This is a genomic window from Shewanella sp. SM87 (assembly GCF_025653705.1).
Lineage (GTDB): Bacteria > Pseudomonadota > Gammaproteobacteria > Enterobacterales > Shewanellaceae > Shewanella > Shewanella oncorhynchi.
Window position 1 is genome coordinate 1 of the sequence record NZ_JAKKSC010000029.1, and the last position, 24,136, is coordinate 24,136.

General features: G+C 45.8%; 15 protein-coding genes. 3 read left to right on the forward strand and 12 right to left on the reverse strand.

What is annotated here, in order from left to right:
• Positions 1-182, reverse strand: a 182-nt coding sequence (locus L5M11_RS18780; RefSeq protein ID WP_263140309.1) for a transposase domain-containing protein, incomplete at its 3' end; no start/stop codon positions are given.
• Positions 183-294: 112 nt separating this feature from the next.
• Positions 295-2,892, reverse strand: a complete 2,598-nt coding sequence (gene acnB / locus L5M11_RS18785) for a bifunctional aconitate hydratase 2/2-methylisocitrate dehydratase (protein WP_263143543.1) — start codon at positions 2,890-2,892, stop codon at positions 295-297.
• Between the two features lie 434 nt (positions 2,893-3,326).
• On the opposite strand from acnB, the gene hxpB reads away from it, so the two are divergent.
• Positions 3,327-3,986 (forward strand): hexitol phosphatase HxpB, encoded by a 660-nt coding sequence (gene hxpB, locus L5M11_RS18790; RefSeq protein ID WP_219235611.1) that lies wholly within the window; start codon positions 3,327-3,329, stop codon positions 3,984-3,986.
• Positions 3,987-4,081: 95 nt separating this feature from the next.
• A complete protein-coding gene (locus tag L5M11_RS18795; protein WP_028759308.1) occupies positions 4,082-4,423 on the forward strand; it encodes a DUF2845 domain-containing protein in 342 nt (113 codons plus the stop codon).
• 80 nt (positions 4,424-4,503) lie between these two features.
• On the opposite strand, the gene L5M11_RS18800 is transcribed toward L5M11_RS18795, so the two are convergent.
• The 10 genes from L5M11_RS18800 to ampD form a co-directional block, all read right to left on the reverse strand.
• Positions 4,504-6,546, reverse strand: a complete 2,043-nt coding sequence (locus L5M11_RS18800; protein ID WP_263192969.1) for a M13 family metallopeptidase — start codon at positions 6,544-6,546, stop codon at positions 4,504-4,506.
• A 28-nt stretch (positions 6,547-6,574) separates the two neighbouring features.
• Positions 6,575-6,745, reverse strand: coding sequence for a hypothetical protein (locus L5M11_RS18805; protein WP_263192971.1), 171 nt, complete (start codon positions 6,743-6,745; stop codon positions 6,575-6,577).
• Between the two features lie 29 nt (positions 6,746-6,774).
• Positions 6,775-8,991: a patatin-like phospholipase family protein gene (locus tag L5M11_RS18810; protein ID WP_263192973.1), complete on the reverse strand. Its 2,217-nt coding sequence runs from the start codon at positions 8,989-8,991 to the stop codon at positions 6,775-6,777.
• Between the two features lie 281 nt (positions 8,992-9,272).
• Positions 9,273-13,745, reverse strand: a complete 4,473-nt coding sequence (locus tag L5M11_RS18815) for an EAL domain-containing protein (RefSeq protein WP_263192975.1) — start codon at positions 13,743-13,745, stop codon at positions 9,273-9,275.
• A 139-nt stretch (positions 13,746-13,884) separates the two neighbouring features.
• Positions 13,885-15,312, reverse strand: a complete 1,428-nt coding sequence (gene lpdA / locus L5M11_RS18820) for a dihydrolipoyl dehydrogenase (RefSeq protein ID WP_263192977.1) — start codon at positions 15,310-15,312, stop codon at positions 13,885-13,887.
• 147 nt (positions 15,313-15,459) lie between these two features.
• Positions 15,460-17,457: a dihydrolipoyllysine-residue acetyltransferase gene (aceF, locus tag L5M11_RS18825; RefSeq protein WP_263192978.1), complete on the reverse strand. Its 1,998-nt coding sequence runs from the start codon at positions 17,455-17,457 to the stop codon at positions 15,460-15,462.
• A 12-nt stretch (positions 17,458-17,469) separates the two neighbouring features.
• Positions 17,470-20,136 carry a pyruvate dehydrogenase (acetyl-transferring), homodimeric type gene (gene aceE, locus L5M11_RS18830; protein WP_105250400.1) on the reverse strand — a complete coding sequence of 889 codons (2,667 nt, stop codon included), beginning with the start codon at positions 20,134-20,136 and terminating at the stop codon, positions 17,470-17,472.
• 81 nt (positions 20,137-20,217) lie between these two features.
• Positions 20,218-20,970 carry a pyruvate dehydrogenase complex transcriptional repressor PdhR gene (gene pdhR / locus L5M11_RS18835; RefSeq protein WP_105250401.1) on the reverse strand — a complete coding sequence of 251 codons (753 nt, stop codon included), beginning with the start codon at positions 20,968-20,970 and terminating at the stop codon, positions 20,218-20,220.
• 288 nt (positions 20,971-21,258) lie between these two features.
• On the reverse strand, positions 21,259-22,110 hold the full coding sequence (gene ampE / locus L5M11_RS18840) for a beta-lactamase regulator AmpE (protein WP_173496212.1): 852 nt from the start codon (positions 22,108-22,110) through the stop codon (positions 21,259-21,261).
• Positions 22,111-22,217: 107 nt separating this feature from the next.
• Entirely contained in the window at positions 22,218-22,793 is a 576-nt protein-coding gene (gene ampD, locus L5M11_RS18845; protein WP_263192980.1) for a 1,6-anhydro-N-acetylmuramyl-L-alanine amidase AmpD, read from the reverse strand.
• Positions 22,794-23,051: 258 nt separating this feature from the next.
• Between ampD and nadC the strand changes: the two genes are divergently transcribed.
• Complete coding sequence (nadC, locus tag L5M11_RS18850; RefSeq protein WP_263176931.1) at positions 23,052-23,933, forward strand: carboxylating nicotinate-nucleotide diphosphorylase; 882 nt, start codon at positions 23,052-23,054, stop codon at positions 23,931-23,933.
• Positions 23,934-24,136: the final 203 nt, after the last annotated feature.

Genomic DNA, 24,136 nt, shown 5'->3' on the forward strand with positions numbered 1-24,136 from the left:
GCCCAAATCATCGCGTCCATCGGCAATTTACGCCGTCTTAACGTCGCAACGCCCTGAGAGTCTAGGCAAGATTGAATTAACTCAGGTTCTAACACATCTGCTAAGCAGGTGAATTCGGTTAGGCGGGTAATATGAGTACGGGCGAGTGCTTCTGAGAGTTGCATAAAAAAATCCGATGACATGAGGTCATCGGATTTTGATCTTTTCAGCGAGATCGTCAAGCGATCTGTCTTAACTGATCGGCATTACAGCTTACGCTGGCTTTTTACATCAAGTTACCTTAACGGCAATCGATTACACGGCAGTCTGGAAGATCACTTCCGATGCTTTTTGGGTGTAAGACTCGATTTGGTCGAAGTTCAAATAACGGTAAGTGTCAGCCGCAGTTGCGTCTAACTCTTTAGCGTATTCTTGATATTCTTCAGGTGACGGCAGACGACCTAACAGTGCAGCAACCGCAGCCAGTTCAGCAGAGGCTAAGTAAACGTTAGCACCTGTACCTAAACGGTTAGGGAAGTTACGGGTAGAAGTCGATACCACAGTTGAACCTTCAGCTACACGTGCTTGGTTACCCATACACAGTGAACAACCTGGGATCTCGATGCGCGCGCCTACACGACCAAAAATCGCGTAGTAGCCTTCTTCAGTCAGTTGATCTCTATCCATTTTAGTCGGTGGTGCAATCCACAGACGTGTTGGCAGAGTTTTAGCAAACTTGTCTAGCATCTTACCAGTTGCGCGGAAGTGACCGATGTTGGTCATACAAGAACCTACGAACACTTCATCAATCTTAGTTTGCGCAACAGATGACAGTAAAACGGCATCATCAGGATCGTTTGGCGCACACAGGATTGGCTCTTTGATGTCATTTAGGTCGATTTCGATTACTGCAGCGTACTCAGCATCTTTATCGGCGCTCATCAGCTCAGGATTGGCTAACCACTCTTGCATACCTTTGATACGACGTTCAATCGTACGACGATCGCCATAACCTTCAGCAATCATCCACTTGAGCATGATGATGTTTGAGTTCAGGTATTCAATGATAGGTTCTTTGTCTAACTTGATGGTACAACCAGCAGCAGAGCGCTCAGCTGAAGCATCAGACAGTTCGAAAGCTTGTTCAACTTTCAAGGTTTCAAGACCTTCGATTTCCAGTACTCGACCAGAGAAGATGTTTACTTTACCTTTCTTCTCAACAGTCAGCATGCCCAGTTCAATGGCTTTTAATGGGATAGCATGAACCAGATCACGCAGTGTGATACCCGGTTGCATTTTGCCCTTGAAGCGCACTAATACGGATTCAGGCATGTCGAGTGGCATAACGCCAGTCGCAGCAGCAAACGCTACTAAGCCTGAACCCGCTGGGAATGAAATACCGATTGGGAAACGCGTATGTGAGTCACCACCCGTACCAACGGTATCTGGTAGCAGCATACGGTTTAACCACGAGTGGATAACACCGTCACCTGGACGCAGTGATACACCGCCGCGGTTCATGATGAAATCAGGCAGAGTATGATGTGTGTTCACATCCACTGGCTTTGGATAAGCCGCAGTGTGACAGAATGACTGCATAGTCAAATCAGCACTGAAACCTAAACAAGCTAAATCTTTCAGCTCATCACGGGTCATAGGACCTGTCGTGTCTTGTGAACCGACAGACGTCATCTTAGGCTCGCAGTATTGACCAGGACGCACACCCGCTACGCCACAAGCTTTGCCGACCATCTTCTGCGCAAGTGTATAACCTTTGCCAGTATCAGCGACATCTTGAGAACGTACAAAGACGTCAGATAACCCTAAGCCTAATACGTCACGGGCTTTGTCAGTTAAACCACGACCGATGATCAATGGAATACGACCACCAGCACGAACTTCGTCTAACAAGACTTCCGTTTTTAAGCTGAATTCTGAAATTACTTCGTCGCTATCGTGACGCTTAACCACACCGGCGTATGGGTAGATGTCAATCACATCGCCCATTTCCATCTTGTTCACATCAAGCTCGATTGGCAGTGCGCCCGCATCTTCCATAGTGTTGAAGAAAATCGGTGCAATTTTACCGCCAAGGCAGAAACCGCCAGCGCGCTTGTTAGGTACGAATGGAATATCATCGCCCATAAACCACAGTACTGAGTTAGTCGCAGATTTACGTGATGAACCCGTACCCACAACGTCACCCACATATACTAATGGATGACCTTGTGCTTTTAATGCTTCGATTTTTTTCACTGGGCCAACGGCACCAGCAACATCAGGCTCGATACCATCACGGGCGTTTTTCAGCATAGCTAACGCGTGCAATGGGATATCAGGACGTGACCATGCATCTGGTGCAGGTGACAAGTCATCGGTGTTGGTTTCACCAGAGACTTTAAATACTGTCAGAGTGACTTTGTCGGCCAGTTTTGGACGGCTTAAATACCAATCTGCATTCGCCCACGCTTCAACCACTTGCTTTGCAAACTCATTGCCCGCTTCCATCTTCTCAACCACATCGTGGAAAGAATCAAACATCAGCAGAGTGTGAGATAACGCTTTAACGGCTAAAGGTGCTAACGCTGGATTATCCAGCTGCGCGATCAGAGGTTCGATGTTGTAGCCGCCTTGCATTGTGCCTAATAACTCAGTAGCACGCTCAGCAGACAGAATCGGTGATTTCTCAGTGCCTTTGGCAACCGCATCTAAAAAAGCAGCCTTAACGTAAGCGGCTTCATCAACACCTGGGGGAATTCGATTTTCAAGCAGGTCGAGAACGAAAGCCTCTTCACCTGCGGGTGGGTTTTGAACTAACTTAACCAGTTCAGCCACTTGATGTGCATCTAATGGCTTAGGGACTACGCCCTCTGCAGCACGTTCTGCGACGTGTTTACGATATGCTTCTAGCACGGCAACATTCCTCTTTGTTTGGCGCTCTAACAACGAAACTGCACGTCTTCTTAATTGAAGCTGACAGTCCGACATGATCGACCCGTATTTCCGGCCTGCAGTATACTACAGCTTTGCAAAAGTATGAATCAGGTCACACTCGGCAAAAAGCGAAATAAGGACTAAATCCGGCGGCGAATGCCAACTTACGGGAAGATTAAAACAAGTGAAATTAGACAATAGTTTGAAAACAGACAAAAAACCATACACTACAAATAGTTAACAATGTTTCATTAATTTTAAATCGAACAAGCAATTTTCCGTGTCAGAGAGCAAATAGGTATAAATTTTTCTCATCTTGCTGCATTTTGGCTTTTAAGATGCAGTGCGAGACCTTACACTCAGGCTTAATTTACTGCATATCTCAGTTATTTCCTTAGTCCATCGGAGTACCAATGACATCCCTTAGCATTCAAGCCGTTATTTTTGATATGGATGGCGTTTTAATCGATTCAGAACCCCTATGGCAACGAGTCGAGTATGAAGTGTTATCCGCACTCGGCGTGCCAGTGACGGTAGAGACGATTCAACAAACCACGGGCTTACGCATCGATCAATGCGTCGATTATTGGTACCACAAGGCACCTTGGCCACACTATGATAATGCCAAGGTCAGCCAAACGATTGTTGATAAAGTTGCAAATGAAATTCTGGTTAGCGGCGAAGCTATGCTGGGCGTTTACGAAACGATTGACCACTGCCAAGCGCTTGGCCTTAAAATCGGCTTAGCGACTTCATCCCCAAACACCATTATCCAAGCAGTATTAACGAAGTTAGATCTCAGTGAAAAGTTTATGGCGATAGAATCGGCTGAACACCTAATCTATGGTAAACCCCACCCAGAAGTTTATTTGAATTGCGCTAAGGCGTTAGATGTTGATCCCCGTTGTTGTCTTGCCATCGAAGATTCCTTTAACGGCTTAATTGCCGCCAGAGCAGCCAACATGCAAACGGTCGCGATCCCTGCGCCAGAACAAAGAGGCGATGCTAAGTGGATTATCGCCCATCATCAGGCCGAGAGTTTGTTGGCATTAACAACAATTTTGGCAAAATAACGTCACAACACACCGAGTTTCTGCAGGGCGAATAAGCTTAGTCTTTACCCTACGGATAAATAGCAGAATGGTGTATGCACCAGAAGGAATTCAATGTGAAGTACCTATCCTTAATACTGCCCATGGGCTTAATACTCATGTCCACCTGTTTACCCGCTAGCGCAGGTGAAACCATGCACTGTAAACAACAAGTGATCAATACGGGCGATACTTTAACGACTGTGCAGGATAAATGCGGCTCGCCCAGTGATATTCGAGAATACAGTCTGCCAGCGACTTATCTCAACGCTAACGGAGACAGGGTGATCGATCCCAGCAAGTTGCCGACTGAGTATCAAGAATGGACCTATGACTTTGGACCAACACGCTTAATGCGTCGCCTGTATGCCACTGATAATAAAGTCACAAAAATTGAATCCTTAGGTTATGGACATTAATCGGCAGCATCCTAGATTATCGTCATCAATAAAAAAGCCAGACATTGTCTGGCTTTTCTTATTTAAATCAACTGCATGTATTACCAGATTTTTACACGTTCATCTGGCGTTAAATACATTTGATCGCCTTCTTTCATATCGAAGGCCTTATAGAAGGCTTCCACGTTACGCGGCGTACCCATGGCACGATAATGGCTTGGTGAATGCGGATCTGTCAGCAAACGACGGCTCAGCTCTTCATCACGGTAATTACGGCGCCATACTTGCGACCAACCCACAAAGAAGCGTTGCTCGCCCGTTAAACCATCGAGCACAGGTGCAGGTTTGCCGTTAAGGCTCATCAAATACGAACGTGCCGCTACGGTTAAACCACCTAAGTCGCCGATGTTTTCCCCTAAGGTCAAATCACCGTTAACAAACTTGCCGGGCATTGCCTCATAACCTGAGTATTGGGCAGACAACTGCTTACCGCGTTTTTGGAACTCTTCTCTGTCTTTATCTGACCACCAATCACGCAGGTTGCCATCACCATCGTATTTAGCGCCTTGGTCATCAAAACCATGGCTAATTTCATGGCCGATCACGGCACCTATACCACCGTAGTTAACAGCATCATCGGCATCCATATTAAAGAATGGCGGTTGCAGAATCGCTGCAGGGAACACAATTTCGTTTTTCACTGGACTGTAATAAGCATTCACCGTTTGTGGTGTCATGCCCCATTCGGTACGATCAATTGGCTTGCCTAGCTTGTTGATCATGTCTTGATATTCAAACTGAGCATAACGCATGTAGTTACCGACTAACTCGTCAGCCTTGATATCTAAACCTGAGTAATCTTTCCATTTATCTGGATAGCCAATTTTATAGGTAAATTTAGCCAGTTTTTCTTGAGCGGCGACTTTGGTTTCTGGCGTCATCCACTCAAGTTCATTAATGCTGACTTCAAAACCTTTGATCAAGTTTTTGATCATGGTTTCCATGCGTGCTTTAGCTTCTGGCTTGAAGTATTGCTTAACGTACTCTTCACCCACTAACTCACCAATCACTTGGTCGGCGCCATCAACTGCTTTTTTCCAGCGTGGCTGCTGCTCTTCGATACCCATTAAGGTTTTGCTCTTAAAGGCAAAGTTCAAATCAACAAAGTTTTTACTCAGTAACTCGGCGTAGCTATCCACTAAGTGGAACGCAAGATAATCCTGCCAAGCCGATACAGGGAATGTCTCGAAACTGGCGCCGAGTTTTTCAAAATAAGAGGGCTGACGCACGATCACTTCAGTCACTTTATCGCCTAAGCCCGCACTCGCAGCAAAGGCATTAAAATCGAATTGACCGGTTAACTTTTGCAGTTCAGCACGATCTAACTTGTTGTATGCCTTGTTGGCATCACGGGATTCGACTCGGCTCCACTGACTTTTAGCGATCATCATTTCGATGTCGGCGACGTTTTTAGCCGCGCGTTTAGCATCCTTGTAACCCGCTTCGGTCAGTATGTCTGTCACATACTTGGCCATGGCTTGACGATTAGCGGCAAATTTAGGGTCATCTTTAAGGTAATAATCACGATCCGGTAGCGTGAGGCCTGACTGGCTTAAATACACCGCATACTGGGTTGAGTTTTTAGCGTCATTATTGACGTAAAAACCAAAAGGAATACCAGAACCCGTCGTCAGTAATTTGCCCATAACAGCGGGTAAGTCAGCGTGCGTTTTTGCGCCAGCGATATCGGCCAGCAATGGCTTAAGCGGAGTAACACCTAAGGTTTCAAGCAAATCGGTATTCATAAAGCTAGCATTGAAATCACCGATTTTCTGCTCATTCGAGCCTGCGGCAGGATTCTTTTTAGCGGCCGCTTCGTCGATAATTTTCTTTAATGCATCTTGGCTTTGGTCGTACAACACAGAAAACGCGCCATAGTTAGATTTGTCAGCTGGAATAGGCGTATTTGCCAACCATTTTCCATTAACGCTGTAATAGAAATCATCTTGATGGCGAACTGAGGCATCAAAGTTTTGCAATTCAATGCCAGACACCGCGACGGCTTCAGTTTTAGGCTCAGTACTACAAGCCGCTAAACCTAAACTCAAGGCGATACTCAGTGCCAGTGTGCTTATCTTCTTCATTGTTTTCCCCAGCTTCCGTTGAGAGTTATTATTTTTCCAGCAAAACCTTAGCATCTTGGTACGCCTCACAGTAGTAAGATTTTGTAAAAGGATATGACACTTTAGCGACACTCTTAGCTATTTCGGCAAGGTAACTTCCATAGGGATGACGCTTATAGTTTTTCCATCGACCAAAAAGTAAGGGCACAACCTCAGTCATGCCCTTAAGTTCTTTACACAAATCTCAAACTAGAAGTTTTTACCCACAAATAAATAGAAAGACTTATCGCCAAGATCTGTGATCCCAAAACCAAGTGCTGCGGGTCCCATGGAAGTATCGGTACCGATATAAAGACTCGATGCATAAATCAGATCGGTCAGGGTGACGTCAGTGCGCTCGTCCCAGACATTTCCCGCCTCTAAGCTCCAACCTAGGTATAGAGGGTAATCTGTCATACCTAGCGCATCACGCCCGAGATCATATTGATAAATAAAGGCCCCAAACACTTTATGTGCGCCCATAATTGAGTCTTTATGGTAACCAGACAGGTTTAAGAATCCTCCCAGCTCAGATAAATGCAGCGTATTGACACCATCATTATTGTTAGTAGCAATTGATGCCTTACCAACAAAAGCGTGGTTACCGACACTCAAGGCACCTTTCCAGTCGGCCTCTATTTGCACGCTAAATTGGTTTTGATTATCGTCGATACTGTCATTGAAATCTTCATTGCGCACGTAAACGTTTAAGGTTACGCGATTACCTGATGTTGGAAAGCTAATACTATCTAAGCTATCGTAACCGAACCTAAAGTAAGCACCATAGGAACTAAAATCTAAGTCCTGCGTTAGCCAAACATCATTGACTATCGCCCCCTTCTCTGCGACTAAGCCTAACTCAATCATCCCTTGTAAGGTGTAGTTATAACCTATGCCTAATTCAATCGTATGGGTTTTCTTGTCGAAGGTTAAGATACGACTGTTATTATCGTATAAGTCCCAATCACGGGTATCGTATTGATAACGGGCACGGCTAAAGAACTGTTGGTCCCTGTCTAAAGGCTGATAGAACTCAGTTGCAAACAACTTTTCAATGCCGAGCTTCACCTCATTGCGCCACTCACCACCATTAAAGGTCAAATCGGTCATGGTATAAGCCATGTCAAAACTGATGGCAGATTCTGAATTAAAGTCATCCTCCCAATTAAAGCCCAGTTGGAAATAATTCGGCCCCCAAGACTTAGCCTTAGTGGTGACTGTGAGTATGCGGCCATCCTCACCTTCTACAAATTCAGCATCGACACGCTCAAATTTATTGAGGGAGTAAATACGCTTTAACGCCTCATTAAGCTCGTCTTTAGATACAGCTTGCCCAGGTTTAATATCCAAGGTTTCCGTCAAGAGATTCAAACTCACCTTAGATTGGTTTTCAAATACGATTTCATTAATGGGATGACGTACATCCGCCATTAATAATTTACCTTTGGCTTTTTTAGCCTCGACGTAGGCGGCATATTCCTCAGGGCTTACGCTCATACTGCTCAACTTATAAAGCTGACCATTAGCGGCTTCTTTTCCAAGGGTTAATGCCAGCGGCATAATAGTGAAATCAGTGGTGCTGAGGGCGTCAATCGCAGGTCGGATCAATACATCTTTATCTGTCAGCAATTGTTTTTGTCTTTCAGTGCTGGCATTGGTCAAAAAATTAGAGAGCTGATCGAGTACTGCGATAGTACTGTCTAATTTATCTTTTTTGACCAGAGGCGAGCCAATATCGACGGCGATAATAATATCGGCTCCCATGGCCTTAACCACATCGACGGGCATGTTATTAGCAATACCACCATCGACCAATAACTTGCCTTCAATTTGTGCGGGCTGAAGTGCACCAGGTACAGTTGCAGACGCTTGCATAGCTTTAACCATACTGCCATGACTAATCACCACAGGTAAGCTAGTTTCTAAGTCGGTTGCAACCGCTCGGTAGGGAATGGCTAAATCATCAAAATGACCAAATTGCTGTACCAGATCTGTCGACTGACGTAAAAGTTGTGACATAGTCTGACCACGTAGCAGACCACTTGGCGCCCTCACTTGGCCTTCGTTATAGCCAATGTTTAACGGAATATTGTAACGGTCGCGTAACTGTTTATCCCTGTAACTCAAAATATTGCGCGGTATGGTGTCCGAGTAGCCACTGTCCCAGTTGACCCCCATCATGATAGCTTCCACTTCACTCGCACTGTAACCCAGTGAATACATGCCAGCGACATAGGCGCCTATACTGGTGCCCGCGATATAATCGACTGGGATGTTATGTTCTTCTAATATTTTGAGCACGCCCACATGAGCGGCGCCTTTAGCACCACCACCACTGAGTACGACACCAATTTTAAGGCGCTCTGCAGCCAAAGACGGGGTAACACACAAACACAAAATAATAGAAGCGAGTAGTTGACGCATCATGTGAGGCTACTTTTTATGGGATAAAAATCCGAGTTATATTAACAAACTTATCGATTTAACCGTCAGTCATATTTTATCTGGACCGACTAGTGATAAGTTTGTGTACTCTTTATACAAACAGATGAAGTTTAATTGAATAAACCGCTAAACAAAATATCCTTCACCACTGAAGACGATAACGTTTACATCTCAAGCTCACTGGCTTATATCGTGCAGACGATTGCCCATCAGCGATACAAATATTAAGTATTCGCGAGCCAATAATAGACTATGTTTCTAGCTTAATGATCAATAGAGACGATTTTGTTATCTGTCTCTAAATAGCGCTCAAAATCATCAACGCACATAGGTTTAGCAAAATAATACCCTTGAATAATATAACAGCCACGGCTAAAGACTTGCTCTAACTGCTCAACCGTCTCAATCCCTTCAGCAACCACATTTAATTTAAGGTTACGGGCTAATTCAATAATACTGCTCACAATCGCCTGATCTGCGGTATTAGTGGCGATATCAATCAAAAAGGAGCGATCAATTTTTAGGGTATTGACTTCAAAATTACGCAAATAAGCCAGTGAGGAATACCCAGTACCAAAGTCATCGATGGCAACCTCGATCCCCAAAGATTTCAATCGAGTTAGATGGTCTTTAGCGACATGCAACTCCTTCATCAATACGCCTTCGGTGATTTCTAATCCTAAAGATGCTGTTGGCATTTGGGTTTCTTGTAAAATTCTTTGGATATCTTCAATAAAATCTGGCTGCCTAAAATGCACCGCCGAAATATTAACCGACAACTTAAAGCCCGAGCCATAGCGCTTAGTCCAATTGGCCCCCTGCACACAGGCTTGTCTTAATACCCAGCGGTCAATATCAACAATTAAACCGCAAGCCTCAGCAACTTTAATGAAAATATCGGGGCGAATAAATCCGTCTTGCGGATGTTTCCAGCGAATTAATGCCTCCATTCCTATGAGCTTATCGTTACGTAAAATATCAATTTGCGGCTGATAATAAAGCTCGAACTCTTGCCGTTCTATGGCTTTGCGTAAATCGGCCTCAAGCCGTAAATGATAGAGGGCTTGAGCATTACGCTCCGAGGAATAATATTGGAAATTGCCTCGCCCTTCTTCTTTGGCATGGTACATAGCAAGATCGGCATTCTTGATAAAAGCCTCAGGCTGCACCGCATCGTCGGGCCAAATACTGATGCCTATACTGGTCGAAATATAAAATTCCCGACCATACAACTTAAAAGGCGCGACAATTTGCTCCAATAGGCGCTCGGCGACATGGTTAATATCGTCAATGCTGTTTGCATTGCGGAGTAAAATCACAAATTCATCGCCACCAAAACGACAGAGTAAATGCTCGCTGGAAATACAAGATTGCAGTCGGCTTGATGCTTCGACCAGCAGTGCATCGCCCATGCTATGACCATAGGAATCATTAACATGCTTAAATCTATCGAGATCTAAAAACAGTAGCGCCAGTTTCTCACCTGTTTGCTGCGCAGCTTGAATCGACTGTAATAGACGGCTAGAAAATAAGGAGCGATTTGGCAACCCAGTAAGCACATCGTAATTAGCCAAACGGCGTAAATCGGCTTCAGTACGTTTACGCTCCGTAATATCAGAAAATACCACCACATAGTGGGTTACTTTCCCGTTAATGCTTTGCATCACCGACACGTTTAGCCACACAGGACAAAGTTGCTGATTGGCGCGGATTAACTCCCGCTCTCCGGTCCAAGACTGACTATCACGGAGAAGTTGCTTAATCTCCGATGCTAATCCGTCATTCATCTGTACGAATTGTGCAAATGGTTGCCCGACTAAGTCGTCAGAATCTATACCAATAATTTGTTGCGCAGCGTAATTCGCAACGCGAATACCGCCTTCGACATCTAAAATCAACACACCTTCAGAGGTATTGCCAAACGCTTTCGCCAATAAATTAATTTCATCTTCTAGCTGGCGTTGCACAGTAATATCGCTATAAATACCCGCGACCCGTTCAATTTCATTTGAGTGCTTATTGCGAGCAACTGGCCGCCCTCTAACCCTCAGCCATCCCCAATTACCGTCCTTACGCTGATAGCGATATTCGGCCTCGAATCGGTCAATCTCACCCGCCATCATGTTGTCCCACTGAGCGAGAGCTTTCTCCCTATCCTGCGGATGCACTGGCAAACCCTCTAAGCTCACCACAATCTCATTAGCATGTGTACCAAGCACCGAACCGCGATTATCAAGGTGAAATGCCTGAGTATTTTTATGCCACTCCCAGAGATCTGAGTCACTGCCGCGCAAAGACTGCCTTAACCTGTCCTCACTCTCCGTTAATGCCAGATTCATCTGCTTAAAGGTATTGATCTGTCGTTGTCGATACCAAGCAAGACTTAAAGCAATAATAGAAAATAACAGCAGCAAAATACCTTTAAAACCTTGGGATAACCACCAATGCTGCTCAACATAAAAAGGATAAGAGAACGGCTTATCTGACCATATCCCGTTAACTTGACTCAAAATATCTAGCACATAGCCACCCGCAGCTAATCCTGCGAGGTTGATCTGAGATTCCCCCTGCAACAAGACATAATGGCTATCTTCATCCTGATAACGTAATCGGTATTTAAATTGGATTGGCGAATCATCGAGATAATCTAAGTTAGTGATTTGAAAACTCACCATATTCGCATCGGGTTTGATGGTCATCAGGTTACGCGGCAACAAGGATACTTCTGTCGTGTTGTTATAGTACACAGAGACAGATTCAAGCATCACATGGTCATCGGTTATACGATTGACCAGCCTATTGACATCGAGTCGCATCACACCTTCAGGTGTTCCTAAGTAAAAGCCTGTTTTTGGCGAATAAAAATAAGCGCCCTCGTTCATTTCATCGGAAATCAAACCATCGAGTTGATTAAACATGGCGATATTGCCCGTTTGAATATCCTGACGAATCAAAGAATCAGCACAACCCACAAGATTTGACTTAGGGGTCTTTTGAATAAAAAACACTGAACTACAATTTAATTGCCATTCGGAAGTCAGTGAAACTAACGATTCCGTCTGCTGCTGATATTCAAACAAACCTTTTTCATAGGAACCAAACCAGATAATTCCCGGGGACATTTCTTCAATATGGCTAATCGTTGGTTGTGCCGCAAAAGCATTAAATAAGTGCCGTTGATCATGAAACTCGTTTTGACTGTCTATGTAACCAAAGACTTTTTTACCGCCAACCCAAAGACGACCGTCAGAGCTGCGATAAATAGTGCGGATCACAGGCCGCTTGGGGCCATCAAATTCGTTCGATGACTTATCAATATCAAATGGCTGGGGCTCATAGAGTCCCATTTCCCAAAAATAGAGTCCCGTGGTAGTCGCAATCCAGACGCGTCCTTTCAGTTTGGGATCCCGATAAGTTTTATATATGAGCTTATTTTTAAAGTCATCCTGACCGTGAGTCCATTTAGAAAAACTGCTTCCTTGCAAGGTCTCTTTATCAATAACAAAAAGACCACTGGTTGTTGAGATCAGTAAATAATGGTCCTCAAACTCACTAATATCATAAATACTTTCGTGGGGATTAAACCCCTCAATCGGAATGTTAACCGCTTTTTTACTGCCCTTAGCAACAAAATCTACACTGGAAGAACCGAGCCAAACCCCTTCATCACTGGCATGTACAGACCAGGTCATGGCATCGCTCAGCTGATAGGGTTCATCTGCCGCATAAGTATCAAGAATGAAATCAGGCGGTGACGCTAACAATGCCAATCCATCACCAGAGCCTCCAACCCACATCAAGCCTGCATCATCAAACAACATGGCTTTCAGCGTTTCCATGTTGGCCTCAGCCTTCAACTCTTGCTGATAATTCTCAATCAACCGCGTCTCAGGCGACCATTTTAACAAGCCAATACGACTGGCAAACCACAAATACCCTTTAGCATCTTCAATGATCGCTGTGCTCCAATCGGGTAATTCTGGCACAGGTGTAATTTGATGAGCGATTTGATCTAATTGATAAACACCACGCCCTGTCGCAATCCAGATCCTATGTTGAGTATCCTCCAACATATCGAGAATACTGCCCATAGATTCGGTCCAAGGGTATTGAAATAGCCGTTCGCCATTGTTGTCGAGGAGCTCTAGTTGCAACTGCCCCGCAACCAACATGTGTCCATTGGGCATAAGCAATAACTTGCGCCAAGGAAGGTCGCGATTAACAGCTAATTGAGTGATAAGGCGAAGTTCTGACTTTGAAGGGGAAAACTCATAGATCTGACCATTATCAATTAATAATCGCCATGTTTTGCTATTCTTGCGGGCTGCCGATATCAGCGCACCACCTGGAAACTGCGGGAATAGATAGGGAGAACCAAACGCGGTAAATTGATTTTGTACTATATCGTAAAGGTAAATCGCGGCATTGGTACTGACCAATAACTTGTCTCGGTCGATGTTCACCACTGTCGTTAAAAAGTCATCCGCAAGCCGTGATTCCGTGCCAATTTTATCAATGCGCCGCACCTTAGAATTACTGACCCGATACAAGCCCTGCTCAGTAGCTGCCCATACAAAACCGTAGTCATCTAAGGCTAAACCTCGGATGCTGGTGACAGCTAAACCGTCTCTATCGGTAAAAACACGCTGCACGAAGCCGCCCGCCCAAGCCGAATGGACGCTAATCAGTGAAAGGATGAAACATGTCAGAATTGTTCTAATTATTTTTGTTTGCATGTGACAACTTACCGCATACCATAGTTGTACTGTAGCAGCTCAATCCCTTCAATTCATCCGCTTGTTTACATAAAAGTTACAAAAAAATACAGGCAATAAAAAAGCGCTCAAGTGAGCGCTTTTTTAATCGACAGCTAAATTACTTTTTCTTTGCCTTTGGGTTTGGCAAATCAGTAATAGAACCTTCGTACATTTCAGCCGCTAAGCCTACTGATTCGTGCAGTGTTGGGTGAGCGTGAATGGTTAATGCTAAATCTTCAGCATCACAACCCATTTCAATCGCTAGACCGATTTCGCCCAACAACTCGCCGCCGTTAACACCCACAATAGCACCACCGATCACGCGGTGAGTGTCTTTGTCGAAAATCAGCTTAGTCATGCCCTCAGAGCAATCAGACGCAATCGCACGACCACTTGCAGCCCATGGGAAAGTTGCGGTTTCGTAAGCAATACCTTGCTCTTTCGCTTCTTTCTCAGTCAGACCAACCCAAGCTACTTCAGGGTCAGTGTAAGCAATTGATGGGATGACTTTTGGATCGAAGTAGTGCTTCATGCCAGCGATAACTTCAGCCGCTACATGGCCTTCGTGCACGCCTTTGTGAGCCAACATAGGTTGACCAACGATGTCACCAATTGCATAGATGTGCGGTACGTTAGTACGTAGTTGCTTATCAACCTTGATAAAGCCACGCTCATCAACGTTAACACCTGCTTTTTCAGCATCTAACGACTTGCCATTAGGTGTACGGCCAATAGCCACTAATACGGCATCGTAACGAACGGCTTCAGTTGGCGCGCTCTTACCTTCCATAGAAACATAGATACCGTCTTCACGGGCTTCGACCGCAGTGACTTTAGTTTCAAGGATCAGGTTGAATTTCTTCTTGATTTGCTTAGTAAATACGCGAACCACATCTTTATCAGCCGCAGGGATCACTTGGTCGAACATCTCAACCACGTCGATTTGGCTGCCTAAAGAAGCGTACACAGTACCCATTTCTAGACCGATAATACCGCCGCCCATCACTAACAACTTGCCTGGAACTTCTTTCAGTTCTAATGCGTCAGTCGAATCCCAAATACGTGGATCTTCATGCGGAATAAATGGCAGTTTGATTGGGCGAGAACCCGCAGCAATGATCGCTTGCTCGAAAGTCACTTTAGTCACAGTGCCATCTTCAGCAGTCACTTCTAGCGTGTTAGGGCCAGTGAATTTACCAAAACCGTTAACCACGTTAACTTTACGCATTTTGGACATGCCGCCCAATCCGCCAGTTAATTGGCCAATGACTTTTTCTTTAAAGCCACGTAACTTATCTAAATCGATAGTTGGCTCGCCGAAGACCACACCGTGAGCGGCAACCGCTTTGGCTTCTTCGATAACTTTAGCAACGTGCAGTAAGGCTTTAGATGGGATACAACCCACGTTAAGACACACGCCACCTAAAGTGCTAAAACGTTCAACTATGATGGTTTCCAGACCTAAGTCAGCAGCACGGAAAGCCGCAGAATAACCTGCAGGACCTGCACCTAATACCACTACCTGAGTTTTGATTTCGTTACTCATGTTTTCCTCTAATTCTCATTCAATCCGTTGGAGGAGCTATCCTGCCAACCGAAAATGCGCCAGCGCGTAAGGTGGGCGCATTTTAACCTGTGTTTGATACTGATCACAATAAACAAAAGGCTGCTCAAGATGAGCAGCCTTATATGCTTACAGAACCAAAGTACGAATATCGGACAGAATTCCTGACAGCGTCACACTAAAACGTGCAGCCATGGCACCATCGATCACGCGGTGATCGTATGACAGTGACAGCGGCAACATCAATTTAGGCTCGAACTCTTTACCATTCCACTTAGGCTTAATTTCAGATTTAGACACACCTAAAATCGCCACGTCTGGGTAGTTCACGATAGGCGTAAACGCCGTACCGCCAATACCACCTAAACTTGAAATGGTGAAACAGCTACCTTGCATATCAGCAGATTTCAGCTTGCCATCACGGGCACGGATAGAGATATCAGCCAGTTCACGAGATAACTCGATAATGCCTTTCTTATCCACGTCACGCACGACTGGCACAACCAAACCGTTTGGCGTATCAACCGCCACACCGATGTGGAAATACTTCTTCTGGATCAGTGATTCGCCATCAGAGCTTAAGCTCGAATTGAACACAGGGAACTGTTGCAGCGTTTTAGCCACAGCTTTCAGCATAAACACTAAAGGCGTGATCTTGTAATCGGCTTTTTTCTTCGCCGCTACATCGTTTTGCTGCTTGCGGAACTCTTCCATTTCAGTGATATCAGCTTCATCGAACTGAGTCACGTGAGGGATAGTTACCCAGTTGCGGTGTAAGTTAGGGCCAGAAATCTTCTGGATACGGCTTAATGGAATCTCTTCCACTTCACCAAACTTACTGAAATCAACTTTAGGTGCTGCAATCACTTGCAGACCGCCGCCGTTACCTGAACCAACAGAAGTTGCCGCAGTCGCTTTCGGACGCGACAGTTCGTATTTAACATACGCCTGTACGTCTTCTTTCATGATGCGACCTTTACGGCCAGAACCTGTCACTTGGGTCAAGTCGACACCAAACTCACGGGCTAAACGACGTACCGCAGGAGACGCATGTACCGCACCAGTAGACACAGGTGTACCTGCGCTTGGGTGATGGGGTACTGGTGGACGGCTTGCAGGTGCAGCAACGGGCGCCGCGCTCACTGGAGCAGGAGCCGCCGCTTGTGCAGCAGGTGCTGGAGCACTTGCTGTTGCAACAGAAGTGGTCTCAATCGTCGCAATGACGCTACCTTGAGAAACCTTGTCACCCACTTTAACAGTCAAAGACAGCAGTTTACCGGCGAATGGCGCAGGCACTTCCATGGTGGCTTTGTCAGTTTCAAGCGTAATCAAACCTTGGTCGGCAGTGATTTCATCACCGACAGACACGAGCACTTCGATCACATCGACATTGCTGGCATCGCCAATATCCGGCACTTGAATTTCTTTTACCGCAACCACACTTGCCGCTGGTGCAGCAGGTGCTGCGGCCACTGGCGCTACCGTAGCGGCAGGAGCAGCTTGGGCAGCAACAGTTGGCGCGGCTGCAGGTGCAGCGCCGCCCACTTCAAGCATGATGACTAAAGAGCCTTGCGACACTTTATCGCCAACCGCAACTTTAACGTCTTTAACCACACCCGCGAAAGGTGATGGCACGTCCATCGTCGCTTTGTCTGTTTCTAGGGTAATTAAACCGCTATCAACTTCAATCGTGTCACCGACAGCAACCAATACTTCGATAACCGATACATCAGTGTCGCCACCGATATCTGGCACAGTGACTTCAACCACTTTGGTTGCGCCCGTCGCAGGAGCAGCAGCCACAGGGGCAGGAGCCGCTTGAACTGGTGCAGATGCTGGTGCCGCCTGAGCGGGTGCTGCAACTGGAGCCGGAGCGGCAACTGCCGCGCCCGCCGCTTGCATCATAGCAATCAATGTACCTTCAGATACTTTATCGCCCACAGCCACTTTCAATTCGGCTAAAACACCGGCGAAAGGCGCTGGAATATCCATAGTCGCCTTGTCGCTTTCGACGGTAAGAATCGATTCTTCTGCCGCTAGGGTATCACCCACAGCTACACAAATTTCGATCACTTGCACTTCATCGCCGCCGATATCAGGAACAAAAACTTCTTTTAATTCAGCCATTTTTATTGCCTCTTACGCGTACTGTGGATTGATCTTGTCAGCGTCGATACCATATTCTTTAATGGCTTTTGCTAACACATCGACAGGCAGCTCTTTGCGATCAACCAGTGATTTCAGTGCCGCAATAACGATGAACTTAGCATCCACTTCGAAGTGGTGACGCAGATTCTCGCGGCTGTCTGAACGACCGAAACCGTCAGTACCTAACACTTTGTAATCGGTAGGAATATAAGCACGTAACTGTTCGCCGTAAATCTTCATATAGTCAGTCGCGACGATTGCAGGTGCATCACTTGAAATCACTTGGCTGATATAGGCTTGTTTTGGCGTTTCGGTTGGGTGCAGCATGTTCCAACGTTCAGCAGCTTGACCATCGCGAGTCAATTCGTTAAAGCTGGTCACACTGAATACGTCGGCAGTAATACCAAAGTCTTTCGCCAGTGCTTGCGCCGCTTTACGGGTTTGTTCAAGGATAGTGCCACAGCTCATTAACTGAACTTTGCCTTTACCTGAACCCGCAACCGTTTCTAACTTGTAGATACCTTTCACTATGCCCACTTCCGCACCTTCTGGCATGGCTGGTTGCTCATAGTTTTCGTTCATTGTGGTCAAGTAGTAGAAGATATCTTCTTGATTCTCGCCGTACATACGACGGATACCATCTTGTACCACAACGGCAATTTCGTAGCCGTAGGTTGGATCGTAAGTAATACAGTTAGGGATAGTGTTCGCCAATACGTGGCTATGACCATCTTGATGCTGTAAACCTTCGCCGTTAAGCGTTGTACGACCTGAAGTGCCACCGACTAAGAAACCACGAGCACGCATATCACCCGCAGCCCAAGCCATGTCGCCAATACGTTGGAAACCGAACATTGAGTAGTAGATGTAGAACGGGATCATAGGTGTATCGTTGACTGAGTAGCTCGTCGCTGCTGATACCCATGAAGACATAGCGCCGAGTTCGTTAATCCCTTCTTGCAATACTTGGCCGGTTTTATCTTCACGGTAGTAAGCAACTTGGTCAGAATCCTGCGGAATATATTTTTGACCTTCGTGAGCATAAATACCCACTTGACGGAACAAACCTTCCATACCGAAAGTACGAGCTTCGTCAGGAATAATTGGCACAATATTTTTGCCAATTTTCTTGTCTTTCAGCAATGCTGTCAGCACGCGAACGAATGCCATAGTCGATGAAATTTCACGGCCGTTTGAGCCCTGTAAAATCGAATCGAAAATCTTCAGTGACGGCACTTCCATCTCTTCGGTGAACTTTTGACGACGTTGTGGCACGCTACCATGCAGCGCTTCACGACGGCTCATCATGTACTTCACTTCTTCAGAATCTGGACCTGGGTGATAGAAAGGCAGATCTTCTAACTGGTCATCTGGGATCGGAATATTGAAACGATCGCGGAAGTAACGGATAGACTCGATACCCATTTTCTTCACGTTGTGAGCGATGTTTTTACCTTCACCCGCATCACCTAAGCCATAACCTTTTACGGTTTTAGCTAAAATCACCGTTGGGCGACCTTTGGTTTTTTGTGCGTGATCTAAGGCAGCGTACACTTTCACTGGATCATGACCGCCACGGTTTAAGCGCCAAATGTCATCATCTGACATGTTAGCCACCATTTCGGCCGTTTCAGGATACTTACCAAAGAAGTGTTCGCGAGTATAAGCGCCACCTTTGGCTTTACAGTTTTGGTATTCACCGTCAACGGTTTCTTCCATTAACTGCAGTAACTTACCGCTAGTGTCACGGGCCAATAATGGATCCCAGTAACGACCCCAAATCACTTTAACGACTTCCCAGCCTGCGCCGCGGAATTCGCCTTCAAGTTCTTGGATAATCTTACCGTTACCACGTACAGGGCCATCGAGACGCTGTAAGTTACAGTTAACGATGAAGACTAAGTTATCTAATTCTTCACGGGCCGCTAAACCAATCGCACCTAAAGCTTCTGGCTCATCACACTCACCGTCACCTAAGAAACAGTAAACGGTTTGTGCTGAACAATCTTTCAGACCACGGTCAGTCAGATATTTCAGGAAACGCGCCTGATAAATCGCTTGGATAGGACCTAAGCCCATAGAAACTGTTGGGAATTGCCAGTAATCCGGCATCAGTTTTGGATGTGGGTATGAAGACAGACCCTTGCCATCCACTTCTTGACGGAAGTTAGCCAGTTGGTCTTCGCTTAAGCGACCTTCTAAGAATGAACGCGCATAAATACCAGGGGCGATATGGCCTTGGAAATACACTAAATCGCCACCGTCTTTTTCATTGGGTGCGCGGAAGAAGTGGTTAAAACATACGTCATAAATAGTCGCGCTTGAGGCGAAGCTTGAAATATGGCCGCCTAATTCTAAATCTTTCTTAGAACCACGAAGCACCATAGCTAAAGCGTTCCAACGGATGATGGCGCGAATGCGACGTTCCATCTCTTGGTTGCCAGGCATGTGCGGCTCTTGACCCGCAGGGATAGTGTTCAGGTAAGCCGTTGTGGCGTTATAAGGCAAGTGAGTGCCATTACGACGCGCTTTATCGATCAGCTTTTCTAGTAAAAAATGCGCGCGCTCTGGGCCTTCCTGTTCCAACACGGCTTGCAGGGCATCAACCCATTCCTGAGTCTCTAACGGATCTACGTCTTGTAGCATATCTTCAGACATGACACTGTCCTTCTCTATATACATGATAATGAATGGTGTTTGCGGCATATTCCGATTTAGCTGGCAGCTAAATCACAGAACTTAAGCGCCACTCTTTAAACGGCGCAAGCTTCGCTGCAACCGGCTATCTTCTTCCCGCACAGATAACATCACCTCTTCGATGTAACTTAAGTGTTCATTCGAGGCTTCTCTGGCGGCGTCGGGATCACGACGAACGATGGCAGCGAGCAAGGCCCGTCTGTGATCGTTAGCCATAGTAGAAGCTTCTTCGCGGCGGCTTAAAAGCTCCAGGTTTTGCGCCACATTTTGATGCAGCACAGGGGTTAAACTAAGAACGAGGTGTAACATAGCCACGTTATGTGACGCTTCCGCCACAGCACGATAAAAACGCACAATCGCAGCAGCTTTTTGTTCGATATCGGTGGCGGCTTCCACCTCGAGGATCATACGCTTGATATTTTGCATATCGGCGTCGGTACCACGCAGGGCCGCAAAATAGGCCATCATGCCTTCGGTGGCATGGCGGAACTCCAGTAAGTCGTACTGACTCTCTGGATCTGAATTCATCAGTTCAACAATAGGATCGGCAAGGGTCTGCCAGAGTTGTTCTTTGACATAAGTACCACCGCCTTGGCGGCGCATTAACAGTCCTTTTGCCTCAAGCTTTTGAATAGCTTCACGCAAAGAAGGTCGAGACACTTCAAACTGGATCGCCAGTTCGCGTTCAGGCGGTAACTTCTGACCGGGCTGTAAACTCCCCTCTAAAATCATTTGCTCTAATTGCGCCATGATCACGTCAGAAATTTTTGGCTGATTAATTTTACTATAGGCCATCAGGCGCTCAGCTCCGTTGTAAATTGGTCTTACCAATTTTTTTGAGTGAGCGCACTTTATCAAATCAGCGTTTTGATGTCCAGATTGAAGATCACTCCTTAAAAGCGATCTCGATCAAAAGCACTCACGAAGAGAGAGCATAGCGGAAAAAAATGTTTATGGGGTCAGACCATTTGACAGCAGGACAGAATAAGGTTTACGGATGACGGAACGCTTCGCTTACCGTAAGGGCGGAGCCCATTCCGTTATCCGTAAGTCGCGCAGCGACGTTCTGTCATCCATCAGGAATTAACTCACCAATCCAAAAATAGTCAGTAATGAAAGTATTGCAACAATAAGTGTAAAGTTACGTTTACTGAGCACTAATAATGCTAAGGTTGATTGTACACATATAGGCGCACTTGCGACCTCTGGTAAAGGTTGTGCCGCTAATGCCGTTTCAGCCACCACAGTACGAGCACTCACATTTAAGGTCAATCCATTACGGCGCCACGCCGCTAAACCTTCACTAAATTGACCACTTAAGGCATAACCAAAGGCGAAAATCCGGCTCGGTAACCAATCCAGTATCGTAATCACTTCGTTGACTAAGGGTAGCTCTAGAGATTTACGGGCATTCTCTTCGGCATAAAAACGTACCGTGCAATACAGTACAGCACCGACTGGACCTAAAAAAATGAAAAACAGCGCCACGGCACCATAATAACGATAGTTAATCCAAGCAACACTTTGACCTACTTTGGCACCAAGGTCTTTCTCGGATACAGCATCTAAACACTCGCTACAATCGAGTTCGGCGGCATAATGGTAACAAGCTTGGACATCTGAGCGACAAGCGGCTTGCATATATTTTTTGAAAATATCACGCTGTTTCTGATGGTTAAAACAAACCACGGCCACAACAATCCATAGGGCTAAACTTAATAAGCCCCAAAACATTCCCGCCACTAACCAAGATAAAACATATACCAACAAGGCTGGTAGCACTAACGCCAACGCCATCATCACGCTTGTCAGTGACGCTTTATCACCGAAAAATGTTGTCTGATAGGATTGCAGTAAACGATCAAATTGCCATGATGAAGGAAGAAATTTAAGTCGCTCCACTAAAATGGCGACCAAGAGTGAAAATAATGCCATCTGTCATACTCCTTGTAAAAATGGTTACGGATAACGGAACTCTGCGCTTACCGATTAAAGTTTACCGATAACGGAACGTTCGCTGGCTCACTCACAGAACGCTGCGCTTACCGTAAGGGCGAAGCCCGTTCCGTCATCCGTAAGTCGCGCAGCGTTTCTAAATACCTTGTCCAATCAAAACTTTGCCCGGGGTCCGTTTTCCGCATTGGCGCAATATCACAATGACCCACAATCCGTTCAATACTCAGCAATGGATATTCTACCAGTAGGGCTTGTGTTAACTCGATGAGTGACTGATATTGCTCAGGAGTGTAAGGCTCAGTATCTGTGCCTTCCAGTTCAATACCAATGGAAAAATCATTACAATTCTCTCTCTCACCATAACGAGACACCCCAGCATGCCAAGCCCTGTCATTACAGCTTACATATTGGACACGCTCGCCATTGCGGCGGATCAAAAAGTGCGCCGACACTTGCAAGCCCTGCAACGGTGCAAAGCTGGAATCGGCATTAGTATCTAAACACCCTTGAAATAATTGATCAATGTAAGGTAATCCAAAGCAGCCTGCGGGCAGACTAATATTGTGGATCACTAACAAACTCACTTCATTCAAGGGACGTTGATTAAAATGTGGCGACTCACAACGCCTCGCACTATCACACCAACCCGAATCAAACCGCATTATGAGCTTATCCTCTATGCCACATATACCGCCTTACTCTAACAGTATTCCTCCAAGCAAAGAAGAAACCCTGCGCACGGAACTTACTGACTGAGCTATCTTTTAACATTGAGATCATGGAGCAAACCATCCACTCTCAATTTAAATAAGGCTGCAGCTTACTCCTTTTGCTCAATCTTCCAACCTGTTCCGTGAGACCTAAGGCCGTGGTAATCTTAACCTAAAATGCAAGTAGGCCGTAATGCAAGGACTCCGCTTATGTTAGAAAACGATATCCGCCAATCAGTAAAATCTGCCCTCAGTGAAGACTTAGGTGGCACCGAAATCAACGATCAAACCAAAGCCATCGCTTATGGCGACATCACAGCAATGTTGATCCCCGCCGATAAGTACGCTGAAGCCACTTTAATCACCCGTGAAGAAGGCGTTTTTTGTGGTAAAGCATGGGCAGAGCAGGTTTTTAACCAACTCGGTGGTGAAGTCGCACTGCATTGGCATGTGGATGATGGCGATCTAGTATTACCCAACCAGCTATTATGTGAATTATCAGGTCCTGCGCGCGCTATTCTCACTGGCGAACGCACGGCAATGAACTTTATCCAAACACTTTCTGGCGTAGCTACCTTAACCAAACATTATGTCGATAAACTGGCGGGGACTCACACTCGTTTGTTAGATACTCGCAAGACAATTCCAGGCCTACGCACGGCACAAAAATATGCCGTCACCTGCGGTGGCGGAAAAAACCATCGTATTGGTTTATATGATGCTTTTTTGATTAAAGAAAACCACATTATGGCCTGTGGCGGTATTCGCCAAGCCGTAGATACCGCCCGCAGCTTGTACCCGAATAAACCCGTTGAAGTCGAAGTGGAGTCACTCGAAGAGCTCGCCTTAGCACTCGACTCTGGCACAGATATCATAATGTTAGATAACTTCGACATCACTAAGATGGTCGAAGCGGTTGAAATGAACAATCAATATAAAGCGAAAGGCGCCGGCGCTAAGCTTGAAGTCTCTGGTAATGTCATCTTAGATACCCTAGCCGAATTCGCCAAAACAGGGGTGGATTATATCTCAGTTGGCGCACTCACTAAGCATGTTCGCGCCTTAGATTTGTCACTCAGATTAAAAGCTTAAAACCGCTAGATGTTAATAACTGGCAGTGGAATGTTCTCGCAAAGTACCGTAAGCACATTCCACTCATAAAATATTAAGGCGAAATGCCTTTGTTTTGTAGGGTTCCTGCAAACCAAATGCGAAATCCTGCCTGCACTATCATACTCAGCATTCCCCCTCACGATGCACTCACCCCGTCACCATTTCATGTCACCAATTTGACA